Here is an 18,482-nt window from a genome sequence, read left to right as displayed (position 1 = left end):
CGCATTTTGAACGATCACGGGTATATACCCGTAATCTTTCAAAATGCGTGTTTTTAGGCGCCTTTATTTTTTGTCCTGCCGCATTTTAAAAAGCGAGTAATGGCTCATTCCCTTGCGAGTTTTTTAAAATGCGGCAGGGCGAAAAAGAAAAAGCATAAATCACGCATTTTGAAAGATTACGGGTATATTACATCCGATGGCCGACTCGAGCCTCGGGCTGCTGTTGTTCGAGGACTTCAAAAGCCGCTTCAAGCGAAGTTTGCTCAAAGCTCACCGCCATAGCAATACCATGAATCAGCTCTGCATTTTGATTGATTCTTGGTGATTCTGCCACAGGCATAGTGCCACTTCTTGCTGCACTAATTGCCGTGAAAAACGCTTGATTTCCGTATTCGGTGCCTGAATACTTCATAGTATTCGATTCGGGTTGAATACAGGCTAGATAAATCGCCAATAAGTCATCCTGAGTCAGCTCACGCGCGTCAAACATCACTTTAAGGTTATTAGAAGTATGATGATAGGTGGTATAAATTTGTTCAATTTCTTGACCCGCACGTTGGATCAATTGCTTCACATCGATTTCTTCTTCATTCTCTATTAAATGCTCTAATTCTACATTGCGCGTATATTGCAAGGCTTGCTTAAACCGCTCGGTCTGTTTGAGATAGGGCATATAGACATCACCCTGACGTTGTAAAGACAGTGTTACATTCGTCTGACCATCATAGCGAATCTTCAATGGCAACGACTTGTCAGGTTCAACCACCGACACTTGGATCGCACAGTTTAGGGCGTGAGAGAGCGCAACAATAGCGTGCTCACCAAGGTGCGTTTCTGGGTGTCGCATGACTGAGAGGGATTTCGGACGATTTCCATTGACGAAAGCCAACGGGTACGTTTCTGGTTCACGACACAGTTCATCGACTGCGATTTGGCGAAGCGTGAATGCCAGCGTTTGTAACAAAACCGATAGGCTGACCTGCTTTAACAACTGCTGCATGCGCTCTGAAACGGTTAATAAACCGTGATTGCCAGCTTTTTGATCAGGAAACAATTTAAAATGTTTACTGAGTAGGGTCTTTAGAACCTCTTCAGGGATTGATTGATCACTTAAAGTGCGATCAATCACCGCTGCTGCCAACGCACGAAATGCGCTATCATATTCGCCAACATTCACCCAAACCGCAGTGTTAGTGCTCTGAGCACCAGGCGGGCGATAATTTAATCCACTGTTAAAAAAGCGCACCCCTGTATATGGTCGTTGAGTGCTTGGCGTGGAAGCCATAATGAACTCCTTTTGTTTCTCTTCCCTCCATTTTAAAAAATTTAAATTAAGGAAATATTAACCTTGTAGAGTTTAACTGCAATGCCGGTTAACAAAGGCATGAACTTGTTTTGAATAAGCATGACTCCATAAATCATTATGGCCCCGTTCAAGAACAATCATCTTTTTGGGTTCTTTCGCTTGTTCATAAATAGCTATACCTTGTTTGAAGGGAACAATATGATCCTGTTTTCCATGGGCAACAAGAATTGGGGCGTTGATGGCATCAATGCGACTCAGAGACTCAAAACGATCCCAGGGTTTTAAAACAATCCAAGGGTAGTGATAACGGCTTAATTCAACCAGAGAGGTAAATGGAGATTGTAAAATAACCGCACATACTTGTTGTTCGGTTGCGATCTTGGTTGCAACCCCAGTTCCTAAAGATTCACCAAATAAAACAATGCGGCTTGGCTTAACACCTTGTTGCAGCAAATAATTGATAGCCGCGCGACCATCCTCATACAACCCTTGCTCCGTGGGTTGACCCGGATTGCCGCCATAGCCACGATATTCTAATAAAAACACGCCATATCCTTCATTCATATAATCTCGGATTAAAGGAACACGATAACCAATATGACCAGCGTTGCCATGGAGATATAAAAAGGTCGGTCTATCGTTTTGTGCGGGCTTATACCAGGAAAGTAAGGACAAGCCATCGGCTGTAGTTATTTGAACTTCTTGCATATCTTCGGCATGAAATTCCGATAACTTAGGCGCTTTTTTTATCGGTAAATAAATTAGGCTTCGTTGCCAAATATAGGTCAACAACAAAAATAATCCAAACACGGCCAGTGTTATTAAGAGAAATTGTTTTATCATTTTATTGTCCTAAACCGGATTGTAAGTCTATTGAGTTTATATACCCGTGATCGTTCAAAATGCGAGCGCTTTAAAATGCGGCAGGTCGAAAAAGAAAAACGCATAAATCACGCATTTTGAACGATCACGGGTATAAATATCGCATTTTGAACTATCTTCGGTATAATCAACTGTAGCAGTTAAATTCCCAAATCAAAATGGAGTTACGATGCGGGAGTACATCATGTGGTTTTGACGTGATGTAAAAGATTGCTAAGAGCGGTTTAGCGTAAACACCTAAACCCAAATGCGACATGAGTCATCAAGGAGGCCACATGGAGCAGTTAGATGAGCAAGACATTGCACGATTAAAAGAGTTACTCAGGAGAACGGGTGAATTTATCGCTTATTTTGAGCTGGCTGAAACCAAAATGCTCGAATGGCGTCATGAAATTGAGCAAAAAGCACTCGCCCACCAAACCACCTTTCAACAACAGCTACAAGCCCTACAAGTTGAACTTGAATCCGTCCAAGAAATGTTCACAGCCGCTGGTTTGTCCAAATTTCGCTTAACGACCGATAACGCCTTAAAACAGGCCCAGGAATATTTACAGGCTATGAAAGAAACGAAAGCCAGTGTGTTAAAAGAACTTTCTGATTGTAACGTTGAACTAAAGGACTTAAGCAAAGCGGCGGTCGAACAACTATCAGAACACAGTACCAAAGCGCTGGAATCCATGAATGGTCAACTCTCTCACTACGATGTTAAGCAGTTTGCACGCATTGCTAATGAAAGTTGTCAGAAAGTTGAAATGTCAGCCTCTCATGCCATTCGCATCAGCAATAAGCTTCTTGCGCGATTTCAATGGCGCACGGTAGCTTTAACTTTTATGACCACCCTCGTCACAGCCTTTGCTATTGGTCTTTATGTTAGTGACGAATTTCCTTGGGAAACGCATGAGCGTGCGGTCAATGAGCGCGGCGCTGGAAAACTATTGATGAATGCCTGGTCCAAATTAACCTACCAGGAGAAGGTTAAAATCCTTGGAGAGCAAGGAACTCAAAAAGTATAAGAGCGCTTATGTGGATATAATAAACGTAACTCAGGTCATGATCAGCATTCTTTTAATGCTGGTCATGTTGTCAATACTTGTTTTACCTCACGTCATTGCGTGGGTGAAGTATATCCGCTGGCAGCATAAGCTTCGTTTAAAACATCATGAAAACGCTTTTAATGACTTATATGAAGAGGTTAACGGTTTTATTATATCCAAGAAAGCAAGAAGCAATCAGGATTCCTTAGACTATGTCTATGGTGAAATTAACTTTCTTTCCTTCATAGCACTGCTGTGCTTGGTCAATCCCTGTGAAGATACCATTTTTTACGATTTAGGAAGCGGTACGGGTAAAGCAGTACTCGCTTGTGCAATGGTATTTGGAGTAAAACAAAGTATTGGGGTTGAATTGTTTACAGCCTTACACCAAGCCGCACTCGTGCAGCGCGAGCGTTTAAAAAAACGTCCCGAATATCATGCTCGAGCAGCGCGAGTAAGATTGATCAACCAAAATTTCATAGACGTCGACTTTAGCAATGCAACCCTGATTTTTATCAATGCTACCTCTTTTATAGGTCCAGTCTGGCAGCAATTAAGCCAACGGCTTTCCATGGTAAAAGAAAACACCATCGTCATCACAACCAGCAAACCATTAGACACATCTCGCTTTTGTCTCTTATACAAGAACCCTATTCAAATGAGCTGGGGAATCGTACAGGCTTATATTTATCGCAAAATCAATTAACGAAATGCGCTTCATGATCCGGTTAATGGAAACCCAGTCGGTTGATAACATTGAATAATTTCTTAAGCGGTCTATACTAATAACGTAATGTCTAAAAAGGGATGGCTGCTCAAATCGCTGCACATTAAGCAGTTTACGTGAAACAGATTGCGAACAATCACCTGTTGTATTTGTTGGTATTGGACCAAGTGGCTAAACGAGGTGGATATGATTAAATCAGAGTTAATTGATAACATCGCAGCGGAAATGACTCATCTTCCAGAAAAAAAGGTCTCTGAAGGCGTCAATTACATTCTTAATCTAATGAGTAACGCACTCATTGAAGGCGATCGCATTGAAATTCGCGGTTTTGGGAGTTTTTCTTTGCATTACCGTCCGCCCCGTAATGCGCATAACCCAAAGACTGGAGAAAAAGTGGTGACCGAAGCGAAATACAGCCCTCACTTTAAACCAGGAAAAGAATTACGGGAGCGAGTAGATGCTTCTCGAAAAGAAATGCCGATCAAAGAAGATTAAGGGGTTATCATCTTCTTTGATCGGATTTAGGTTCTTGGTAGGGTTACCCCCGTCTGCCCCTGGTATTTTCCACTTCTATCGCGATAAGACACCGCACAAACTTCATCGGACTCTAGGAAAACCATTTGAGCAACCCCTTCATTCGCATAAATTTTAGCAGGCAATGGTGTGGTGTTTGAAAATTCTAATGTCACATGCCCTTCCCATTCAGGCTCTAAGGGCGTGACATTCACAATGATTCCACAACGAGCATAGGTCGATTTGCCAAGGCAGATAGTAAGAACATTACGGGGAATGCGAAAGTATTCGACGGTTCTCGCTAATGCAAACGAATTTGGCGGGATGATGCATACATCGGATTGCACATCGACAAAGCTGTTTTCATCAAACGCTTTGGGATCCACAATCGCCGAGTTAATATTTGTAAATATTTTAAACTCATTGGAACATCGAACGTCATACCCATAACTTGAAACGCCGTAAGAAATAATTTTATTTCCTTCACACTCTCTGACCTGTCCTCGCTGATAAGGGGAGATCATACCGTGTTCCATAGCCATCATTTCTATCCAACGATCGGACTTCAGCGCCATAGTTACTTTCTCCCCTGATAAACGAAAAACCAATACGTTTTACCATATTCCAGGTAGGAAGGAAAGCCAAGTTCTGTGCCATACCTCTTGAATTACACCGTTGGCTTCATCCAGGCGAAAACCGAGTTACTCTTTTGGTGTTACGATACGACCTAGAAATTCGCCAAGCTCCATGGGCATGGGAAAGACGATCGTGGAGGCATTATTGCCGCTTGCTATTCCCGATAAAGTTTGCAAATAGCGAAGCTGCATGGCTTGCGGGTGTTTCGCTAAGACCTCTGCCGCTTGAGATAATTTTTCAGAAGCTTGCAATTCGCCTTCTGCATGAATCACTTTGGCTCGTCTATCCCGTTCCGCTTCTGCTTGTTTGGCTATGGCTCGAATCATACTTTCGTCCAGATCGACGTGTTTAATTTCCACGTTGGATACTTTAATTCCCCAACCATCCGTTTGCGAATCAAGGATTTTTTGGACATCGCTATTTAATCGCTCACGTTCAGCAAGCATTTCATCCAACTCATGTTGGCCAAGCACCGACCGCAGTGTGGTTTGTGCCAACTGACTGGTGGCTTCGAAATAGTTTTCAACTTGAATAATTGCGTTTTTCGGCTCAACCACCCTGAAATATAAGACCGCATTAACCCGAACCGAGACGTTATCGCGTGAAATCACATCTTGGCTAGGAACATCCATCACCACGGTTCGTAAATCCACGCGTACAATTTGCTGCACAATGGGAATAAGGATCACCAGACCTGGCCCCTTAACCCGCCAAAATCGACCCAGCATAAACACAACCCCTCGCTCATATTCTCTAAGAACCTTAAACATGGACACCACGAGAAAAAACAAAATTACGGCTAAAACCCCTAAAAACGCACCCATATTAATCTCCTTTTATTTCTTTCGCTTCCAGAGTTAGTCCATCGGCATCAATGACTTCAATAGGCTTATCGGCAGGGATTGGTTTTTGTGCGCGAATACGCCAGATTTCGCCTCGAATCACCGCTTGCCCCTCTGGATCAATCGTATCCAGCGTCCGTCCCTTTGCCCCAATGAGCGCTTTGGTGCCATGCTGTACAGGTTCACGTCTGGCTTTAATGGCCATACCCAACAATACCACAAATACGATGACATTCGCGGCAGCCATTGCCCATATGGCAGACCAAGCAATTTGATAGGTTTGCTGCTCAGTATCAATTAATAGAATGGAGCCCACAATAAACGCAATCGTCCCACCAAATCCTAAAGCCCCAAAACTCGGGGCAAATGCTTCTGCCACCACAAAAATTATACCCAGCACAATAAGCGCTAACCCTGCGTAATTTACCGGGAGTAACTGCAATGCGTACAGTGCCATTACGAGAGCTACTGCACCAATGACACCAGGAGCAATAAATCCTGGATTAACTAATTCGAAAAATATGCCGTAAATTCCTAACAAGAGAAGCATATAGGCAATCGTTGGATCGGCAATGACTAACAAAATCCTCATTCGCCAATCTGGTTGTAAGGTTTCGATTTCAGGATTGTTTAAATTAAGTTTAATTTCACGACCATCTTGCTTGACCATGGTTCCATCCAGTTTGGTGAGCAGCGCGTTGGTATCTTTTGCGATCAGATTAATCACTCCTCCCTTCAGAGCTTCTGTCGCCGTAAGCGTTGCTGCTTCAAGAACAGCTTTTTCTGCAAATTCTGCATTACGACCACGAAGCTGTGCTAGAGAACGAATATAGGCCACAGCATCACTGGTCATTTTTTTTTCCATAATCGATTGATTCTTTTTACCCTCCGCCTTATCGCCCCCGCCGCCCATTAAATCCACCGGGCTTGCTGCACCTAGATGCGTGCCTGGCGCCATAGCCGCAATGGTGCTTGCATACAATAGAAAGGTTCCCGCACTGGCGGCGCGTGCGCCACTTGGGGCCACGTAGGTTACGATAGGCGTACGAGAGGTAAGGATGGCTTTAACAATTTGTCTTGTGGATTTAACAAGCCCTCCTGGAGTATCCAGTTGAATTATGATCAACGCTGCGTTTTGACCCTTATCAATCCCACGGACTAAATAATCTGCTGTAGCAGGACCAATGCCACCCGATACTTGAAGTTTAAGCACTTTCGTCGCGAACGCGTTTTGCAGCAGTAGAAAAAGAAATAAGAAAATAAAAATCGATCGCGGTACTAATTGGTTCAATGATATGAATTGTGGGACGACTGACATAGACAAACTTCCCTTTAATTGGCTCACTGTTATAAAGATAGCACAATTTCAAAGACCTACCGTCATTGCAAACCAGCGAAGCTTGTGTGGCTATCTAGAGAGTACAGATTTGTTTGTCCTGGATAGAGAAATGATCTAGCCTCTGTCGCCGGCTCGATTCAATCAAAACATTAGGCTGTGTTTTACAAAACGTTTGTTTGAGCCGAAAAGACAGAGCGTTTCGGCTATGATGATTTGCCGCTAGAAATAAACCCCAATTTGGGCCAGCAAGGTATCTGCGGATTTTCCAGTACCAACGGTATTGACATTAGTTACACCAGCAGGAGCTGCACCATTAGCAAATTGATTACTCTTGTAATCGATGTCATGACGAAACTCAATGCTTTCGACCGTGTCCTTCCAAATCGAGGTATTAAAGACGCCGTTGATTCGCTGTTTTGGAATATTTAAAGCCAACGCATTTTTTGACCACTGGTAGCCTAACGCCAGGGACGAGGGTTTGTTGAACGCCATAAACGTAACGCCTGCCTCAAGTTGAGCGGCTTGGGGACTAGCGCCTCGACCATTAAAGCTCAAGTCTTGTGGTCTAAAACGACGGGTTGTTCCTACCCATTCTGCGGTAAAATTATAGCGGTCTATGCTGATATTTCCATGAACATCGACGGTTGGTATTTTCTTGACCGCTTCATTACCGTTGGTGATCGATGCAAATCCACCAAACGTTGTGCCTGGGACTGAGCCTGTAAACTGCATGCCTGATGAATCGTTAATCGAGCTCATAACGCCTGCTCCAACTTCTCCAGACACATCACCGCGGCCAAACACATAACCCCAATTTATGCCTCCAACACCCGAGCCTCCAAGTGTTGTATCGCCCTTAAAGCCATAAATTGCTGCAAAAGGCCCAGTTGAGGTTTGAGATTTATAACCAAGAATAAATGGTCGCTCTTTGGTACGGGCTAACATCATGGTCAAGGGTGCGCTGATCATGGCCGATGAAAAACGGCCAAAAGGAACGAATAATTGCCCCGCCGTAAAATAAAAAGGGCTTTTATCCAAGTTGCCGATATTCACAAAACCCATATTCAAAAAGACAGAAGCGTTCGAAACCCGCTGACGGTTGGCCAAAGGAGGCGTATCATCGTAAGCCAACGCCATGTATCCCTCAACCATGTTATTCAGAGCCGCTGCCACGTCCATCTCGCTGGTACCAAGTGTCCAGTCCGAAGTCGTGTTACGAAAGTAAGTGCGACCTATTGAGCCCGAAGGCACGACTGCGCCACTTAACGCAATAATCGGCAAATCAGGGGCTGGATAACCTAATGCTTCATACGCATGATACATCCGCCGTCGCTGTTGCATCAAACGAACATCACGGTTAATGCTCGAGATGTTTACAATATAATCGGAGCCATCAAATGCAGGACGACTTCCCAAAAACGGTGAAGCCACAATCGGTGTTCCTGCGATATAAGTGACTACCTGGTGATCAGCAATTAATGCCGTTGGATAAAACCCTAATGATTCTGGATGCTCGTCAAACGCATGCACGGTCACCGCACTACTGTGGATCGGCTCTGCAGGGGTTGGGGTTCGTTTGGACGTTGAGTTGGAAGCAAGAACGCGAGTATTCGATGAGGTCTTTGTCGCCTGAGCAAGATGAGTGTTTTGGCGTTTAGTAGTTTGGTTGATCTTGCGATTTAAATGTTCAATTTGCGACTGCAGTGCTTGAGTTTGTTGCTTTAAGCGCTGAACTTCAAGCTGCAATTGCTCTTTATCAGTGGCAGCCAACAGCTGGAAGGAACAAACGGCCATGGCCACAATAAGAGCTTTATGCTTCATGAGAGAGACTCCTGTTTATTTTTTTTACTTCGCGATGAATTATATAGAACCTAAGCGAGAGATACTAGCGAAATAGAAGGCTAAACAAAGGGTGTTAAAGACTATGAACTAGCTAGTTTAAACGAATAAAAAACCCCGTACCGTGTACGAGGTTAAAAAGTGGAGTAGGAGCAAAAAACTAGGCGATAGAACCTACCCATTTAAGTCCAAAATAAGGCCCATGCAAGCCGAAGTTTGAATCAGAGTAGGTATCACTTCCTTCTAGTGTAGCTAGAACTTGGAAGTAATTCACCCACATGTAGCCTAAATCAAGAGTAAGTTCTCCTTGAGTTAAGGCAACGTTATATTGTAACCCCAGTTTTGCTTCCAGTTCAGGAACTAAAGCTGTTTTGCTCCCGGAGCTAAATGTAAAACTCTCAGTTGGATCCAGATCCGGTTCAGGTGCCGGCTGAATATTCGCACTGGAACTTGAAAAATCAGCTTTCCCAATTAGTAATGCAGTTGCGCCTTTAGCATACACCGCGAAGTGGGAATTTAAATTATAAAACAAATCACTACCAATTCGAGGACCGAAGCCATCATAAGTTTGCTCAAGTTGCGTCGTAGTTCGCTCACCATTACTATTTCTCTCAAAAGTGGTAAGTTCAGTTTTTATATGTCCGTACTGCACACCACCATGAAGACGAACATTCTTAAATACGCCTAGATCAACGTGTTGCCCAAATTCAAGATTTACTGCATCCCATCTAGGAGAAAAAGAAACGGTTTGCACATCGCGTTCATTAATAATAACCTCATCCTCTTCTCTCTGTGTTAAATCGCTCAGAGTATGGGTGGCTGTTTTTTTATCTAAATGATACCAGTTCAAATTTATATCATTTCCTGTATTAAAGTGATAAGAACCTTCTAATTTAAATCCCCAGGTCCAATCAGGCGCATTTTCAACAGAACGAGAAGTTTCCACATTGCCTATATTAGTGGTATTACTACCTGACCAACTTAAATTATCGCTATACGTGGTTCTTAAATACAACGCTTGTATACCTATATCCCAAGCTGTACGTTCACATGGAACAGTCACATCACCAGGTTGGCAAACTGGACCCATTGTTCCTGCATAACTTACGCAATTACTCAAAATAAGCGTCGTCAAAAGTGTTTTTTTGAAACTAAACATTCCTTTCTCCATGTTATAAATTATCCAATAACCTACTGTACCCATTGGTAAATAAAGATATCGCACAGTGCTTAAAGTTTTGAAATGTTTTAAGCGACCTTACCTAAACAGAAAATTTCATCAAAATCAAGTAAATAACAATTTTTTCTCTGTACTACTCTGTTTTTTTAGCTAATTTTTTGTATATGTCAGGCCTAGTATTTAATTGCACTTGTACAAGTCAGCACATGCATTGCTAAAACACAAACGAGTGATTTCAGGGTTGGGACTGCCAACCCTGAAATTTAAATGCGACTTAAGCGACAGATCCGACCCATTTTAAACCAAAGTAGGGGCCATTGAGGGCAAAATTAGAATCATCTAAAGAAATGGTAGTTAAAGCATCGAAATAATTAACCCACATATAGCCTCCGTCGATGGTTAATAGTCCGTTTGCTAATGGGTGATTATAATTTAACCCTAATTTGCCTTCCAATTCAGGAACCACAACCGTTCTACTGCCTCTTGCTGGCACAAAGGCTCCAGCAGATGAAGAAAATTGTTGGGTTATCTTGCTTTTACCAAATAAAATTGCAGTTGCGGCTTTGGTGTATATATTTAGGCCTTTACCCATATCATAAGCGACATCAACTCCAGTCCTGGCACCAAAGCCATTATAGGTACTGGATTGACCAAAGCTATAGCCAGTATCATCCTCATTCTCGCCAAGGTAGCTAATATCAGCCTGTAAACGAGCATACTGAGCGCCACCATGGACGCGAACATTAACCCAGTGGCCATAATTGATGGTTTGAGCGAGCTCGAGATTGACGGCATCCCATTTCGGACTTTGAGTATAGGCGGTTTCGGCGTTAGCAGCGGGTAGGCCTCCGAAGGCCACATAATTTACAGGAAGAGAACGGGTTTGTGTATTATCATTTAAATGATACCAGTTAAGATTGACATCATTTCCGGTGTTGTAATGATAAGAACCTTCTAACTTAAATCCCCATCCCCATCGTCCATCATTATCGACCAACGTACGGGAAGTTTGGAAAGGTGATAGAAAGTACCCTATAAAATTGTTAGGCTCATCGCTAAAAGAGGGTTGCAAATATAAAGCTTGTATGCCGATATCCCATGCAGAACGCTCACAAGGCACGGTTACAGGATCAGGGGTGCAAATCGGCCCCATTGTACCAGCAAATGCAACGCTACTACTTAATGTAAAGATAGCGATTGCTGATTTTTTTAAATTAAACATATTCCTCTCCATTATTTTTAGTTCCTAACACACATGCTTAAAGGCATTCAAACCTTCATTGTACTTAATTCTTTTAACAAATCTAGTGTTATTTCGGACAAAAAAAACCCACCGCAACGGGTGGGTTTTAATGAGTGTTGCTCAGGTGTAATTAAACAACCGAACCAACCCATTTCAGACCAACATAAGGGCCATGCACTGCGAAGTTTGAGTCATCAAAATCTCCGCCTATGGTAGAAAATGTTTGCGCATCAAAGTAGTTCACCCACATGTAACCAACGTCTAAAGACAAATCACCTTGAGCCATCGCGTAGGTGTACTTAGCACCTAATTTTGCTTCTAACTCAGGAACAACTGCGGTTCTGCTGCCAGTCGCTGAAAGAAAATCAAACGCATTAGTAGCTGTAATCACGCTTTGCGTAATGTCGCTATCACCGACTAACAAGGCACCCGCGCCGTTAGCATATACAGCCAAACCATTGCCAAAATCATAAGACATATCAGCGCCTACACGAGGACCAAAGCCTGTAAATTTAGACTCTTGATTGAAGCTGTAAGAAGCATTTGCGAGCTCAGCTTGAGCATTATTAACGCCGTTTACAGCCACGTTAGTTTCAATGCGGGCGTACTGAACACCACCATGGAAACGGATATTTTTAAACTGACCGAAATCAACATGCTGCCCGAACTCTAAATTCACAGCATCCCAGCGCGCATTGGAAACCATTGTTTGAGTGGTGGTTTCTGGAAGTCCGATTACATGAGCGTGATCAGTAAACACAACACGATTATCACCGGAATTGAAGTGATACCAGTTTAAGTTAAGATCGTTGCCCGTGCTGAAGTGGTATGATCCTTCCAGTTTAAATCCCCACTCCCAGTCTGGGTTTGAGTCAACCAAAGTTCTTGCGGTGTGTCCAGCATTATGCTGTTCAGCAAAAAAGCCAGCGCTATCGAAATAAGTTGGTTCCAAATACAGCGCTTGAATACCAACATCCCAAGCTTGCATTTCGCATGGAACGGTAACATTTCCGGGGGTGCAAACTGGACCCATAGTACCAGCAAATACAACGCTACTGCTTAATGTAAAGATAGCGATTGCTGATTTTTTTAAATTAATCATATTCCTCTCCATTATTTTTAGTTCCTAACAGGCATGCATAACGACCTTCAGACTTTCATTGTACTCAATTCTTTTAACAAATCTAGTGTTATTTCGGACAAAAAAAAACCCACCGCAATGGGTGGGTTTTAATGAGTGCTGCTCGGGTGTAATTAAACAACCGAACCTACCCATTTCAGACCAACATAAGGGCCATGCATTGCGAAGTTTGAGTCATCAAAATCTCCGCTGGCGGTAACAAATGTTTGAGCATCAAAGTAGTTCACCCACATGTAACCAACGTCTAAAGACAAGTCACCTTGAGCCATGGCGTAAGTGTACTTAGCGCCTAATTTTGCTTCCAACTCAGGAACGATGGCGGTTCTGCTGCCGGTCGCTGGAACGATATTGGTAGCAAAATCAGTGGTTGCTGTGGTGACAGTTTGGGTAATATCGCTATCACCAACCAACAGAGCACCAGCACTGTTAGCATAAACGGCTAAACCATTGCCAAAATCATAAGACATATCAGCGCCTACACGAGGACCAAAGCCTGTAAATTTAGACTCTTGACCGAAGGAGTAAGAAGCACTTGGGAACTCCACAGCATCAGCATTATTTACGCCGTTTACAGTGGTATTGGTTTCAATGCGTGCGTACTGGACACCACCATGGAAGCGGATGTTTTTAAACTGACCGAAATCCACATGCTGACCAAACTCTAAATTGACCGCATCCCAGCGAGCATTGTAAACCGCGGTTTGAGTGCTTGTCAGAGGAAGTCCGATTATACCACTAGCATTATCGTCGGTTAGACCAACGTTGCCAGCAAACGTGGCGCGTTCGTCACCGGAGTTGAAGTGATACCAGTTTAAGTTAAGGTCGTTGCCCGTGCTGAAGTGGTATGAGCCTTCCAGCTTAAAGCCCCACTCCCAGTCTGCGTTTGTGTCAACTAAAGTTCTAGCGGTGCCTGCGGCGTTTACTGATTGAGCCCAAAAGCCAGCGGCATCAGAATAAGTTGGTTCTAGATAAAGCGCTTGAATACCAACATCCCAAGCTTGCATTTCGCATGGAACAGTGACGTTACCGGGTGTGCAAACTGGACCCATGGTACCAGCAAAGGCAACACTGCTACCAAAAGCAAGAACAGCTACGGCTGTTTTTTTCAGATTCAACATACTTTTCTCCACTTTTTTATTATTAATTTCCGTTTTTTCGTCAAGCCACAACTTTGTATTGACTACAGTACGCCATCATCGCTCTAATCCGAAAACGTACTTGGGACGATTATCGTGCCTGATTTTGCCGTTGTCAACACAAATGCAAGAAAAACACTATATTTTTTAGCATCCTATGCTTTTGTTTTTAACAACCGCGATACTATTTGATCGAACTGATTCGTTTGTATCAATCAACTAAGAAACGATTATCTGGATACATTTGAGCTTAAAATTTACAGAAAATCAACCCCAAAAACGATTTATTTTTGTTTAATTCCAAACGTTCTTAGCAGGATTTAGCCTGCTTTTTGAATTAAATATATCCAATGTATTTGATTCCGAGATAAGGGCCTTGCAAGCCGTAATTGGTTGATTGACCCATGCCTGAGGTAGGCGTTAACAAGACGGTTTGGGCATTAAAATAATTTTGCCACATGTAGCCCGCGTCTAACGATAAATCCCCTTGTGCCAGAGAACAGCTATAAGTAAGTCCTAATTTTCCTTCAAGCTCTGGCACAATGATGTTCGTTGAGGCACCTGAACCACCTGCTTGGGCAATGAGGCCTAGAGTTAGCGTACGATAATCACTAGAACCCGCTAACACGGCAGCAGCGGTTTTCGCATATACCGCCAACCCATTTCTCCAATCGTAGCTCATATCTAAGCCCGCACGTGGGCCAAAGCCTTTAAAGCGCATGAATATCGTATCGGCCGGGATTGTAATTGCAGAATTATAATAGATATTATGATTAATGCGTGCGTATTGAGCGCCGCCATGGAAGCGAATGTTTTTATGCTCGCCATAATCCACCTGCTGTCCAAACTCAGCATTGACAGCATCCCATTTATGCCGCAGTTCAACGGCAAGGGTCTCTGGACTCGCGGCTGTTTCTGTTAGTTCGCTATAGGTTCTGGTATTCCCTTGGTGATACCAGTTTAAATTGACGTCTTTGCCGCTGCCAAAATGATAAGAACCTTCAAACATAAACCCCAAACTCCATCCCGGGATCAAGGTATTATACGTTGTAAAGTTTGACGCGTTGGTGAAGTTTGTGAGGCTGAAATCGCCATTATAACTCGGTTGTAAATAAAGCGCTTTTGCCCCGAAATCCCAGCCATGCACGTGGCATGGAATGGTTACATCTTCTGCGGTGCAGGCAGGTCCCATGGTTCCTGCAGAGACTACGCTGCTGGTGAGCGCCCATAAAGCCAAAGCAATTTTACTGCGTTTCATAATCCTTATTCTCCTTTTGGTCACGTAAGAGGCTTTGTGAGGGGGATTATTTAGATATGCTTTGGAATTGTCAATTGTTTACTAGAGATAAGAAGCGTTGAACTGTTCTCACCCTAGCCTATCTCAACAAGGCAAGAGGGACTAAACGGTACAAACTTAACTGCTGAACCCTCAATGGAAAGATCACTGGAAATTTCGCCACAAGCCTGCTGAGGAATAAAATTCATGATATTCTATAATTTCTAAATTAATGTAACAGAGGAATCGTTGTGCGCAGTCTAGAACTTACTCGCCCCGATGATTGGCATGTACACTTTCGCGATCAGGATAGGCTTTACAATACGGTCCCTGCAACCGCCGCACATTTCGGGCGCGCTCTAGTGATGCCAAATTTGAAACCGCCCTTGACCTCAATTAAATCTATTTTATCTTATCGTGACCGCATTCTTGCTGCGAATAAAGCCGAATCCTTTGTGCCTTATATGACCTTTTATTTAAATGAAACGGTCGACTTAAGGGAGCTCCAGCAAGCGAGAACAACGCCCTATATTTTAGGGGCAAAACTCTATCCTGCTGGTGCGACCACCAACGCTGAAGCGGGGGCAAAATCAATTAAGGGGTTATATTCCCATTTTGAAGTTATGCAGGACAATGACTTGGTGTTGCAAATTCATGGCGAAGTAACCAGCGGAGATATCTTTGAGCGCGAAGCGCAGTTTATTGAACAGTACTTAAAACCACTTTTAAAAAACTTTCCCAAACTTCGCGTTGTTTTGGAACATATTTCTACCTCGGTCGCTGTAGAGTTTGTATCACAAGCACCTGAAACCGTTGCAGCAACGATTACCCCCCATCATTTAATGTTTAATCGCAATCAATTGTTAGCTGGGGGCATCAGACCTCATTATTATTGCCTTCCTATTTTAAAATCAGAAGCAGACCAAGTCGCCTTGCAACAAGCTGCAGTGAGTGGAAATCCAAAGTTTTTTGCAGGAACGGATAGTGCTCCCCATGAACGAAGCCATAAGGAAAGCGCCTGTGGCTGTGCTGGTATATATTCTGCGCCTTATGCCTTAGCCATGTATACTCATGTATTCGACCAACAGGATTGTCTCCCTAAACTGAATGATTTCATGAGCCGATTTGGCGCAGACTTTTATCATTTACCTCCCAATGATGAGCGCATTGAACTAAGACAAGAGCAACAAAGTATTCCAGAAACGCTTCCCCTTGGAAGCGATGTGATTGTGCCTGTTTTAGCCGGTGAGTCGTTAAATTGGAGCGTCCATGAATTCTAAACAAAGACACTCAGCGCCATATATTAAGGATCGGTTTCGCGGATTTTTACCTGTTGTGGTTGATGTTGAAACCGCTGGCGTTGAGCCAAGCCGTCATGCGCTATTAGAAATGTGCGTTGTATTGTTGGAGGCCGATGAAGAGGGGCAACTTCAACCCAAGGAAAGTTATTTTGAGCATATACTGCCTTTTGAACATGCGGAATTAGATCCTGAGTCATTGGCATTTACCGGCATTGATCCCTATCAGCCTCTACGATTTGCCGTGGATGAAAAAACAGCGCTTCAACGCTTGTTTACGCCGATTCAAAGTGCTTTAAAACAATTCCACTGCCAGCGCGCTGTGTTGGTGGGACATAACGCTTGGTTTGATTTGCTGTTTGTAAAGGAAGCGATCAAACGGGCTGGGTTAAAATCGCCTTTTCACGCCTTTACATGTTTTGATACAGCCACTTTATCAGGATTAATTTATGGCCAAACGGTTCTGGCCAAGGCAGTAAAGGCTGCAGGAATAGAGTTTAATATGAATGAAGCACATTCAGCGATCTATGATGCAAAGAAAACAGCCGAGTTATTTTGCAACATCGTCAATCGCTGCCGATGCCTTGGTCTTGATACGTTTTCGTCCTCAAAGGCATAAGTGCCACCGTGAGTTTATGGATTCCCGAAGGTGGGAATCAACTCAACCATTAGGCAAGATACCTGATTCCAGCCTTCGCGGGAATCAGGTTTTATAAGAACGTTTCTAATTGTTAAAGCTTATCGGAATGGCTGGATAAATAATCCGCTACCCCTTCAGGAGACGCTTTCATTCCAGGCTTACCTTTCTCCCAACCGGCAGGGCATACTTCGCCTTGTTCTTCAAAGAACTGAACCGCATCAACAATTCGTAAAATTTCATTCACATTGCGACCAATGGGTAAGTCATTCACGATTTGAGAGCGAACATTACCGTCTTTATCAATGACAAAAGCGCCACGGAAAGCCACGCCCGCCAAAGGATGTTCAACGCCATAGGACTGGCAAATGCTATGAGTAACGTCAGCCACCATGGTGTATTTAACAGGTCCAATACCGCCTTCTTTAACGGAGGTATTGCGATAAGCGTTATGTGTAAATTGGGAGTCAATTGATACAGCAATCACTTCTACATTGCGGCTTTTAAATTCATCCATACGATGATCTAAAGCAATTAATTCGGAAGGACAAACAAAAGTAAAATCCAACGGATAAAAGAAGATTAAGCCATATTTGCCTTTTATTGCTTCATATAAATTAAATTTTTCAACGATTTCACCGTTCCCTAATACGGCAGGGACTGTAAAATCAGGGGCTTTTCGTCCAACTAAAACGCTCATGTTTTTTCTCCATCAATAAATTAAGATTAGGCACTCACCGCTTCTCGTAATAAGGCCTCTAACTCACCTTGTTCGTACATGTCAGCAATAATGTCCGATCCGCCAATTAATTCCCCTTTGACATAAAGCTGAGGAAACGTCGGCCAGTCGGCATATTGTGGTAGTGTTTGTCGAATATCTGGATTCGCTAACACATCAACATAGGCAAAATCAACACCACACGCATTAATGCATTGCACAGCCCGCGCAGAAAAACCACACTGTGGCATTTTGGGGCTGCCTTTCATATAAATAATTATAGCGTTATCCGAAATTTGCTGTTTAATTTTCTCAAGTGTATCCACGGGGCACCTTCACGTTAAAATCAATATAAAGTCGCAATTATGGCGAAAATCAGAACACATCGCAACAGTAGTAGGAAGCGCACTTAGTATAGCACAAAACCAATCTTAGGATTCTAACCAACGTTACTTCATACCGGACAAAAAACCACTGCGCTAATACGTGCCCGTGCCCTTGCCCGGTTTTTTAATGGGCAGAGCTCACCATTTTAATGAGCATAGATACAATTCGGAATAACAGATCTCTGGCATCACTAAGCTTCTTTGTTTCGATCAGACCTAAGCAACGTATATGGACTCATCCGCTTTCGCAAGTAATCATTGAGTGAAAAGAGAAGTATACCCGTAATCTTTCAAAATGCGTGTTTTTAGGCGCCTTTATTTTTTGTCCTGCCGCATTTTAAAAAGCGAG

General features: G+C 43.2%; 18 protein-coding genes. 5 read left to right on the top strand and 13 right to left on the bottom strand.

Annotated elements, in window-relative coordinates; translation table 11 throughout:
* Positions 1-187: 187 nt before the first annotated feature.
* Both E1O47_RS07540 and E1O47_RS07535 read right to left on the bottom strand, forming a co-directional pair.
* The gene (locus tag E1O47_RS07540; RefSeq protein ID WP_133130654.1) at positions 188-1,285 is read right to left on the bottom strand and encodes an OTU domain-containing protein; all 1,098 of its coding nucleotides are present in this window, start codon (positions 1,283-1,285) and stop codon (positions 188-190) included.
* 72 nt (positions 1,286-1,357) lie between these two features.
* Positions 1,358-2,149, bottom strand: coding sequence for an alpha/beta hydrolase (locus E1O47_RS07535; RefSeq protein WP_133130653.1), 792 nt, complete (start codon positions 2,147-2,149; stop codon positions 1,358-1,360).
* Positions 2,150-2,463: 314 nt separating this feature from the next.
* Between E1O47_RS07535 and E1O47_RS07530 the strand changes: the two genes are divergently transcribed.
* The 3 genes from E1O47_RS07530 (at position 2,464) to E1O47_RS07520 (ending at position 4,444) form a co-directional block, all read left to right on the top strand.
* Positions 2,464-3,201: a hypothetical protein gene (locus tag E1O47_RS07530; protein WP_133130652.1), complete on the top strand. Its 738-nt coding sequence runs from the start codon at positions 2,464-2,466 to the stop codon at positions 3,199-3,201.
* A 10-nt stretch (positions 3,202-3,211) separates the two neighbouring features.
* A complete protein-coding gene (locus E1O47_RS07525; protein ID WP_133130651.1) occupies positions 3,212-3,928 on the top strand; it encodes a class I SAM-dependent methyltransferase in 717 nt (238 codons plus the stop codon).
* Between the two features lie 207 nt (positions 3,929-4,135).
* Positions 4,136-4,444 (top strand): integration host factor subunit beta, encoded by a 309-nt coding sequence (locus tag E1O47_RS07520; RefSeq protein ID WP_133130650.1) that lies wholly within the window; start codon positions 4,136-4,138, stop codon positions 4,442-4,444.
* Between the two features lie 26 nt (positions 4,445-4,470).
* Here the strand turns inward: E1O47_RS07520 and dcd are convergent, their stop codons facing one another.
* The 9 genes from dcd to E1O47_RS07475 form a co-directional block, all read right to left on the bottom strand.
* Positions 4,471-5,037 (bottom strand): dCTP deaminase, encoded by a 567-nt coding sequence (gene dcd / locus E1O47_RS07515; protein WP_133130649.1) that lies wholly within the window; start codon positions 5,035-5,037, stop codon positions 4,471-4,473.
* 126 nt (positions 5,038-5,163) lie between these two features.
* Positions 5,164-5,922 (bottom strand): slipin family protein, encoded by a 759-nt coding sequence (locus E1O47_RS07510; RefSeq protein ID WP_133130648.1) that lies wholly within the window; start codon positions 5,920-5,922, stop codon positions 5,164-5,166.
* A gap of 1 nt (position 5,923) precedes the next feature.
* On the bottom strand, positions 5,924-7,258 hold the full coding sequence (locus E1O47_RS07505) for an NfeD family protein (protein ID WP_133130647.1): 1,335 nt from the start codon (positions 7,256-7,258) through the stop codon (positions 5,924-5,926).
* Between the two features lie 240 nt (positions 7,259-7,498).
* Entirely contained in the window at positions 7,499-9,100 is a 1,602-nt protein-coding gene (locus tag E1O47_RS07500; protein WP_133130646.1) for an LbtU family siderophore porin, read from the bottom strand.
* A gap of 178 nt (positions 9,101-9,278) precedes the next feature.
* The gene (locus E1O47_RS07495) at positions 9,279-10,277 is read right to left on the bottom strand and encodes an Lpg1974 family pore-forming outer membrane protein (protein WP_133130645.1); all 999 of its coding nucleotides are present in this window, start codon (positions 10,275-10,277) and stop codon (positions 9,279-9,281) included.
* 295 nt (positions 10,278-10,572) lie between these two features.
* On the bottom strand, positions 10,573-11,520 hold the full coding sequence (locus E1O47_RS07490) for an Lpg1974 family pore-forming outer membrane protein (RefSeq protein WP_133130644.1): 948 nt from the start codon (positions 11,518-11,520) through the stop codon (positions 10,573-10,575).
* Positions 11,521-11,671: 151 nt separating this feature from the next.
* Positions 11,672-12,643: an Lpg1974 family pore-forming outer membrane protein gene (locus tag E1O47_RS07485; RefSeq protein ID WP_133130643.1), complete on the bottom strand. Its 972-nt coding sequence runs from the start codon at positions 12,641-12,643 to the stop codon at positions 11,672-11,674.
* 152 nt (positions 12,644-12,795) lie between these two features.
* A complete protein-coding gene (locus tag E1O47_RS07480) occupies positions 12,796-13,800 on the bottom strand; it encodes an Lpg1974 family pore-forming outer membrane protein (RefSeq protein WP_133130642.1) in 1,005 nt (334 codons plus the stop codon).
* A 355-nt stretch (positions 13,801-14,155) separates the two neighbouring features.
* On the bottom strand, positions 14,156-15,076 hold the full coding sequence (locus E1O47_RS07475; protein ID WP_133130641.1) for an Lpg1974 family pore-forming outer membrane protein: 921 nt from the start codon (positions 15,074-15,076) through the stop codon (positions 14,156-14,158).
* 269 nt (positions 15,077-15,345) lie between these two features.
* On the opposite strand from E1O47_RS07475, the gene pyrC reads away from it, so the two are divergent.
* Together pyrC and rnt are read left to right on the top strand one after the other, a co-directional pair.
* The gene (pyrC, locus tag E1O47_RS07470; protein WP_133130640.1) at positions 15,346-16,374 is read left to right on the top strand and encodes a dihydroorotase; all 1,029 of its coding nucleotides are present in this window, start codon (positions 15,346-15,348) and stop codon (positions 16,372-16,374) included.
* Positions 16,364-17,011, top strand: coding sequence for a ribonuclease T (rnt, locus tag E1O47_RS07465; RefSeq protein WP_133130639.1), 648 nt, complete (start codon positions 16,364-16,366; stop codon positions 17,009-17,011). The genes pyrC and rnt overlap by 11 nt, the downstream gene beginning before the upstream one ends.
* 112 nt (positions 17,012-17,123) lie before the next feature.
* Here rnt and E1O47_RS07460 read toward each other — a convergent pair whose 3' ends face one another.
* On the bottom strand, positions 17,124-17,729 hold the full coding sequence (locus E1O47_RS07460) for a peroxiredoxin (RefSeq protein WP_133130638.1): 606 nt from the start codon (positions 17,727-17,729) through the stop codon (positions 17,124-17,126).
* A gap of 26 nt (positions 17,730-17,755) precedes the next feature.
* The gene (gene grxD / locus E1O47_RS07455; protein ID WP_133130637.1) at positions 17,756-18,073 is read right to left on the bottom strand and encodes a Grx4 family monothiol glutaredoxin; all 318 of its coding nucleotides are present in this window, start codon (positions 18,071-18,073) and stop codon (positions 17,756-17,758) included.
* Positions 18,074-18,482: the final 409 nt, after the last annotated feature.

This window comes from Legionella yabuuchiae (genome assembly GCF_900640115.1).
Classification (GTDB): Bacteria; Pseudomonadota; Gammaproteobacteria; order Legionellales; family Legionellaceae; genus Legionella_A; species Legionella_A yabuuchiae.
This window is presented reverse-complemented; position numbering and strand designations above follow the sequence as displayed.

Excerpts from the sequence above, each read along its gene's own strand:
- E1O47_RS07540 (WP_133130654.1), bottom strand. The coding sequence starts at position 1,285 with ATGGCTTCCACGCCAAGCACTCAACGACCATATACAGGGGTGCGCTTT.
- E1O47_RS07535 (WP_133130653.1), bottom strand. The coding sequence starts at position 2,149 with ATGATAAAACAATTTCTCTTAATAACACTGGCCGTGTTTGGATTATTT.
- E1O47_RS07530 (WP_133130652.1), top strand. The coding sequence starts at position 2,464 with ATGGAGCAGTTAGATGAGCAAGACATTGCACGATTAAAAGAGTTACTC.
- E1O47_RS07520 (WP_133130650.1), top strand. The coding sequence starts at position 4,136 with ATGATTAAATCAGAGTTAATTGATAACATCGCAGCGGAAATGACTCAT.
- dcd (WP_133130649.1), bottom strand. The coding sequence starts at position 5,037 with ATGGCGCTGAAGTCCGATCGTTGGATAGAAATGATGGCTATGGAACAC.
- E1O47_RS07510 (WP_133130648.1), bottom strand. The coding sequence starts at position 5,922 with ATGGGTGCGTTTTTAGGGGTTTTAGCCGTAATTTTGTTTTTTCTCGTG.
- E1O47_RS07505 (WP_133130647.1), bottom strand. The coding sequence starts at position 7,258 with ATGTCAGTCGTCCCACAATTCATATCATTGAACCAATTAGTACCGCGA.
- E1O47_RS07500 (WP_133130646.1), bottom strand. The coding sequence starts at position 9,100 with ATGAAGCATAAAGCTCTTATTGTGGCCATGGCCGTTTGTTCCTTCCAG.
- E1O47_RS07495 (WP_133130645.1), bottom strand. The coding sequence starts at position 10,277 with ATGTTTAGTTTCAAAAAAACACTTTTGACGACGCTTATTTTGAGTAAT.
- E1O47_RS07490 (WP_133130644.1), bottom strand. The coding sequence starts at position 11,520 with ATGTTTAATTTAAAAAAATCAGCAATCGCTATCTTTACATTAAGTAGT.
- E1O47_RS07485 (WP_133130643.1), bottom strand. The coding sequence starts at position 12,643 with ATGATTAATTTAAAAAAATCAGCAATCGCTATCTTTACATTAAGCAGT.
- E1O47_RS07480 (WP_133130642.1), bottom strand. The coding sequence starts at position 13,800 with ATGTTGAATCTGAAAAAAACAGCCGTAGCTGTTCTTGCTTTTGGTAGC.
- E1O47_RS07475 (WP_133130641.1), bottom strand. The coding sequence starts at position 15,076 with ATGAAACGCAGTAAAATTGCTTTGGCTTTATGGGCGCTCACCAGCAGC.
- rnt (WP_133130639.1), top strand. The coding sequence starts at position 16,364 with ATGAATTCTAAACAAAGACACTCAGCGCCATATATTAAGGATCGGTTT.
- E1O47_RS07460 (WP_133130638.1), bottom strand. The coding sequence starts at position 17,729 with ATGAGCGTTTTAGTTGGACGAAAAGCCCCTGATTTTACAGTCCCTGCC.